Here is a 5,533-nt window from a genome sequence, read left to right as displayed (position 1 = left end):
ATGCGAAGGAGCGTGGCAAAATATGGCGGTTTTGCACTTATGTCCCGCGCTCCTTCGCATTATTACAACCTCGCGATAATATGCATTATGCCCAGCTGCGCATAAGGCGTACCAGCCATCGGCATAGCGGACCGATCGATCCCAGTCATGGCCATGGAGATCGCGCGCGCGCAGAATGGCACGATCGCGATCATCCCCCCGTCCCTCGGCGACTCGTCTTGCGGTGAAGGCGAAATTGCGGGCCTGTCGTTCCGCCTCGACCATGTGCGCCATCGCTTCCATCACCGGCCGCAGTGCCGTGACACGCTCGCGCATACGTGCCATGCGCTGATCGAGTGGGGAATCGTTCGCAAGGTCCGGGAAGCGGCGCCAGGCATCAGCGAGCGCCGCTGCTTGTACCGGGCTTCGACCATGGGCAATCCATGCGTCGGTGTCAGCGGGGTCAAACGGCTCTGACATCATCGGTCTCCTTCGATGCGAATCCCAGGAGACGTGGCGGCGATGGTCGGAGGGGACAGCGTACCGCTCCGACAGTTTCTCGATCACACCCACAACTGGCATACGCGCGCGCAAGCCCGCGCCCGAAATCGGAATGCACCGAGATCAACGCTTGCCGTTCGAACGAACTTTCCGTGAAAGGTATATAGAGGCGATAGGAATAGCCCGACTCCTGGACGCCGATCCTGACGCGGACGAAAAGAATGCGCATGATCGCCTTCGTTCAGGCGACGAGACGGGGAACAACGGGCTGCGATGTGGACAAGCGAAGCTCCCGCCGGATTCGTGCGGCGAAGCGGCCCGGGTCGACAAGTTCGCGGATTGACGCCCAACAATTACGGTCTCCAAGATGATCGTCGCGGCCCTGCACCTTGCGAAAGCACACTTCCCGATCGGGACCGGAGAGGCCGAGCGAGAGTTGCACCCAGACATCCTCGCCGTGCAGCGTCACTTCGCCTGACACGGCGGGACCACCCTTGTTGGACCGGATATCGAAACTGCCCTCGTCGAGCGCGAGGGCGTCGGCCAGGCGGCGCATGGCGGCGCGCCCCTCCGAATGAAACAGGCGCTTGGCGGGCTCGTCATGGGCAACGCCGCGATAGGCGAGCGTCTTCAGAACCGGCCGGTTCCGCAGCTCGGCGATCCGCGCGATGCAGTCGCGCCGCAGATCCGCGTCCGGTGCACGCGTTTCGCACACCGTCCCCAGATGGCGCGCAAGCAGAATAACCGCCGGATCACGTTCGAGATCGATGCCGGCGTTGCGGCAATCGGTGATGGCGGCGTGGATCGCATGCAGCGCCGTGCCGATCGTGATCAGCGCGCTGGGATCGAGAGCCTGACTGTAGCGGAAGGCGAGATCATAATTCATGAGAGTCTCCGGGTCTCGAGCGGTTCGGCCGCTCACACCTCCGTTCCCCCTCTCCTCACCTTCAGTCCGCTGATGCTGCGCCGTAGATGTCCGCTGCCCATTGCTCGGTCCACAGGGCCGTCATCTCGTCATGGTCGAGATCGCCGGTTTCGATGAGATCGCGTATCTCGCGGCGCGCCTGTGCGATCACCCGCTCCCAGGGGTCTGCCGGTTCGGGAGGTGGCGGCACCTCAGGTTGCACCGGCAACTGTCGCGAAGGCCGATCAAGGCGAGCATGCTGTCTGAGCAACCACTGCGTCATATGGTCCGCCACCAAGCGGTCGGTCTTGGCTTGACCACAACGTCGCGCGGCGATGCGCGCGCTGACCCCATAGGCCTGGCTGTCGATCGAGGCGATACGATGGGCGAAGGCGGTGAGATAGGGGATGGCGGCGCCCTTGACGCCGAAGAGATGCAGACGGGTCTGCCTTGGCAGCACCTGGTCGAGACGATCAACGACGGCGATCAGTCCATCCGCGCCATGGACAGGGCGCCGGCACATGCTGCCGACACCGACAAGCCCGGCGCGCTCGATCATATGCGCGAGCGCCACTGCACAGCGTTCATAATCACCGGGATGACGTCCCTGAATGACCGGCATGAAGGTCGCATCGATCCCGGCATTTTCAGCGCGCAGCCGGCATTCGATGTTGGCCCGGATGGTACGGGACATGCGGTCGAGCACCTCGTTGCGATCGCTGGCCACTTCCTGCTCGACGCAATAGTCGAGGCTTGCCCACCAGCGGAATGGATAGGCTGCGGCCAGGCCGACATAATCATCGACCGTCCAGGGATAGCGCCCATAGGTGACCATTGCGCTGAACCCCGCGCTGTCGAGGCTGAGGCTGCGAAGACCATGCGCATTCATGAGTGGCCGCGTCGTCCAGCCGGCCCATTCGCGCCAACCTCGCTTCGTCGACCAGCGCGACAGGGCATTGGCGGAAATCAGGACGGGCTGCTGAAGCTGTCGGGCGCGCCGCAGGAGCACCCCATCAGCAAGGTGCGGCAGTCCCACCATGACAGCGATCGAGCGTGACTTGCGGATAATTGTTCATGTTATGTTCCATTCAAGGGAGATTTTTAATGACCGAGCAGGCCGCCCGCTATTTTGAACCGTTCGATCTCGATGTGACGCTGCGCGATGCCGCGCTTGACGATCAAAACCGCCCCACCCGCCGCATGCTGGCCAATGCGGCGATCGGTATGCATGTCGAGGATGCCTATTATTCGGTGCGCGAACTGCGCGAGGCGATGTCCTGGGTCCATGAGGGTGAGACGGGCGGCAAGCGCAAGCTCGCGTCCATCCTGAGCAATCCGGCAGGCGACGATTTCCAGCGCTGCATCTATTTCTGCCTCGCTGGCCGCGGCATCGTCGAGATGCTCGACGATCTGATGTGGCTCGAAGAGCTGCTCGAAGCGCGCGGCCGCGTCGCGGGCAGCATCCACCGCCGGAAAATCAGGGCACGTCCGCTGGTCTCGCCTTATGTAGCTGACGAACCGGATGGCCCTGTCGTCGCCTCAACCGAGAACTTCAGGCAAGGCCGTTCCTGGTGGGCCGATCCCGGCCTCACTGCCTGACGGGACCGCGCGGTACGCCGCTCCAGCCTTGGAGATCACCGCTCACAAGCGAGGCGGTCGCCGCGCCGCCACCGAGCCGGCTCGATCCACTGGCCAGCGAACGCGCCAGCCTTGTTTCGCTGCGCGGCGGCAAAGGCTTCGGTATATTGCTTCGCACGCGCCGGATCGGTTTTCAGGAATTGGGGTTGGGGAATGGCGAGACCCGCGCGGATCAGCGTCTCTCCGAGATCGCGGCCTTTCACGGTCACAGTCGCCACCGGCCGACCATAGCTCGAGCGGTTGGTGAGCCGGATTTGGGCGTCGGCTTCGCCCAGAATCCGCGCGGCATGATCCTGAGCCGCCTTGCCACATTCCCAGCACGACCGCGCCCGTTCACAGAGCTGACGGCGCTCGAACGCATCGACACCAAGGAGACGGAAATCGGCTGCAATCGTGTCGCCATCGAGCGCGCGAGCGGATGCGGTAAACCCCGGCTCATTGACGGGAGCACCCCGGACGTCGCATGCGGAGACAAGGAATAGGAAACACAGAAAACGATACATTCGATGTCTATGACAAAGGGCGCTGATCTTTTCCATTGCGTCGAACACGAAGTTCAGTCCCCAGGAAACCAGTCGAACGTCAAGGTGCGCGCGCCGGCCCGGCTTTCGAGTTCAAGGACGTCGGCAATGGTCCAGATCTTGCGGGATTCGCGCGCCAGGTCCGCGTAACCACCGTAGGTGCAGCCGCCATGCACGATGAACTGGGCGTGGATGTTCTGGGTCGCCGCTTCGGAGAGAAAGAAGCCCGCAACGCCCTTGATATATTGTGGCGGGAGAACGCCCAGCATAGCGTCGTAGAAACGCTGCGTGATCCGGCTGAGAGGAAATGACGCCAATGTTTCGGCGCGCGTGCGTTCGAAATAGGCTTTGGTGGACTCGACAACAGCGTCGGGATGGCGATCGCGGTGACGCGCGAGCAGCGCGGCTGCGTCCTCCCTGCTGTGTGCGTAGTCGAGGGGGAATTTCGAAGACCGCGCGGTAATGTAAAAGTTAGTGTCCATGGCGGATCCTTCCAGCTTGGAGAACACCGTCATTCATCCCCCTTCCCTCTTGCCATGGGTCGCGAGCGGCGGGATCATGGGCCTGGCTGCGTTGCAGCGGCGGTCAGCATGCGGATGGGCTTTGCTCCGGAAGACATGAATGGAGAGGGCTTCAGGCGACCATCTCGAGGACGATCAGGCCCGACGACGCAGGGTCGGTAGAGATGCGGAAAGGCTGCAGCGGATCGGTAGTGCGCAGGATGCTTACCTTATACCAACCAGCGTTGAAGCTGACTCACGTTGGGGATTCCCAAAGCGGCGAAAGTCTGAATCTATGGCGGCCTATTGGAGGGCAAGGCCATGGGCGCAGCGATCGGATTGCGGGACGACTTTGACGGGGCAGCGCTGAGGCGGCTGGCGCGGAGCACGAGAAGCGCGAACCAGGCTCGTCGGCTGTTGGCTTTGGCCGAGATTTGCGACGGCGGCAGTCGCACCGCAGCGGCGCGGATCGGCGGTGTTGGCTTGCAGATTGTTCGCGACTGGGTGGTGCGGTTCAACGCCCGCGGTCCCGATGGCCTGCTGGATGGCAAGGCTCCCGGCAAGCGTTCCGTGCTCGACGATGCGCAGCGCCGGGCGCTGGTGGAGATCGTCGAGAGCGGCCCGATCCCGGCGATCCACGGGGTTGTTCGTTGGCGGCTGATCGACCTGGTCCAGTGGCTCCATGAGGAATTTGCGGTCTCGCTCGACGAGACGACCGTGGGGCGCGAGCTAAAGAGGCTGGGCTATGTCAAACTCACGGCTCGTCCCCGCCACCATGCCCAGAACGAATATGCGATGGAGGACTTCAAAAAGGGGGCTTTGCCGCCGAGCTGGCAAAGGTCGGAGCGACCCTCCCGAAGGGCACGCCGATAGAAATATGGTTCCAGGACGAGGCCCGCGTCGGCCAGAAGAACAAGATCACCCGGCGCTGGGCCAGACGCGGCACACGGCCATCGGCACCCAAGGATCAGCGGACAAAATCGGCCTACATCTTCGGTGCGATCTGCCCGGAACTCGGCAAGGGGGCCGGTCTGGTCCTGCCCTTCTGCAATACCGAAACCATGTCGCTGCATCTGGCCGAGATATCGCTCGCCATCGCACCGGGCGCGCACGCGGTCGTGCTGATGGATCAGGCCGGTTGGCACATGACCGGCAAGCTCGATGTGCCGGGCAATATCAGCATGATAGCGCTGCCGGCCAAATGCCCCGAGCTCAACCCAGTCGAAAACGTCTGGCAGTTCATGCGCGACAACTGGCTCTCCAACCGGGTCTTCACTTCCCACGAAAACATCATCGACCACTGCTGCGAAGCATGGAACAAGCTCATAAATCAGCCTTGGCGCATCATGACCATCGGTCGCCGCCAATGGGCGCGTGGGTTATGATCAATGCAGGTTGGTATTACGAGACCTGTGCGCGGGTGGGCGTAGCACTCTAAAATCTTATGGATATTCGACGAGCGTTCGATCCGGCCTATGCTTTGCAGGCGG

General features: G+C 62.6%; 7 protein-coding genes. 3 read left to right on the top strand and 4 right to left on the bottom strand.

From position 1 onward, the window contains the following. Positions 1–147: 147 nt before the first annotated feature. On the top strand, positions 148–456 hold the full coding sequence (locus tag K7W03_RS26505; RefSeq protein ID WP_222887897.1) for a hypothetical protein: 309 nt from the start codon (positions 148–150) through the stop codon (positions 454–456). 265 nt (positions 457–721) lie between these two features. Here K7W03_RS26505 and K7W03_RS26500 read toward each other — a convergent pair whose 3' ends face one another. After that, positions 722–1,366 (bottom strand): hypothetical protein, encoded by a 645-nt coding sequence (locus K7W03_RS26500; RefSeq protein ID WP_020819416.1) that lies wholly within the window; start codon positions 1,364–1,366, stop codon positions 722–724. A 61-nt stretch (positions 1,367–1,427) separates the two neighbouring features. Further along, entirely contained in the window at positions 1,428–2,423 is a 996-nt protein-coding gene (locus K7W03_RS26495; RefSeq protein ID WP_222887895.1) for a hypothetical protein, read from the bottom strand. A 65-nt stretch (positions 2,424–2,488) separates the two neighbouring features. On the opposite strand from K7W03_RS26495, the gene K7W03_RS26490 reads away from it, so the two are divergent. Beyond that, positions 2,489–2,983, top strand: coding sequence for a hypothetical protein (locus K7W03_RS26490; protein ID WP_020819414.1), 495 nt, complete (start codon positions 2,489–2,491; stop codon positions 2,981–2,983). 35 nt (positions 2,984–3,018) lie between these two features. Here K7W03_RS26490 and K7W03_RS26485 read toward each other — a convergent pair whose 3' ends face one another. Beyond that, positions 3,019–3,525, bottom strand: coding sequence for a thermonuclease family protein (locus K7W03_RS26485; protein WP_020819413.1), 507 nt, complete (start codon positions 3,523–3,525; stop codon positions 3,019–3,021). Between the two features lie 53 nt (positions 3,526–3,578). Beyond that, a complete protein-coding gene (locus tag K7W03_RS26480; protein ID WP_222887893.1) occupies positions 3,579–4,058 on the bottom strand; it encodes a hypothetical protein in 480 nt (159 codons plus the stop codon). A 306-nt stretch (positions 4,059–4,364) separates the two neighbouring features. Between K7W03_RS26480 and K7W03_RS26475 the strand changes: the two genes are divergently transcribed. Continuing rightward, a protein-coding gene (locus tag K7W03_RS26475) for an IS630 family transposase (RefSeq protein WP_222887891.1) occupies positions 4,365–5,428 on the top strand; the annotation gives its coding sequence in 2 pieces (ribosomal slippage) (positions 4,365–4,856 and positions 4,859–5,428; 1,062 coding nt in all). Positions 5,429–5,533: the final 105 nt, after the last annotated feature.

Source organism: Sphingobium sp. PNB (assembly GCF_019873065.1).
Classification (GTDB): domain Bacteria; phylum Pseudomonadota; class Alphaproteobacteria; order Sphingomonadales; family Sphingomonadaceae; genus Sphingobium; species Sphingobium fuliginis.
The sequence above is the reverse complement of the archived record's forward strand: the minus strand, read 5'-3'. Positions and strand labels throughout refer to the sequence as shown.

Excerpts from the sequence above, each read along its gene's own strand:
- K7W03_RS26505 (WP_222887897.1), top strand. The coding sequence starts at position 148 with ATGGCCATGGAGATCGCGCGCGCGCAGAATGGCACGATCGCGATCATC.
- K7W03_RS26500 (WP_020819416.1), bottom strand. The coding sequence starts at position 1,366 with ATGAATTATGATCTCGCCTTCCGCTACAGTCAGGCTCTCGATCCCAGC.
- K7W03_RS26495 (WP_222887895.1), bottom strand. The coding sequence starts at position 2,423 with ATGGTGGGACTGCCGCACCTTGCTGATGGGGTGCTCCTGCGGCGCGCC.
- K7W03_RS26490 (WP_020819414.1), top strand. The coding sequence starts at position 2,489 with ATGACCGAGCAGGCCGCCCGCTATTTTGAACCGTTCGATCTCGATGTG.
- K7W03_RS26485 (WP_020819413.1), bottom strand. The coding sequence starts at position 3,525 with ATGTATCGTTTTCTGTGTTTCCTATTCCTTGTCTCCGCATGCGACGTC.
- K7W03_RS26480 (WP_222887893.1), bottom strand. The coding sequence starts at position 4,058 with ATGACGGTGTTCTCCAAGCTGGAAGGATCCGCCATGGACACTAACTTT.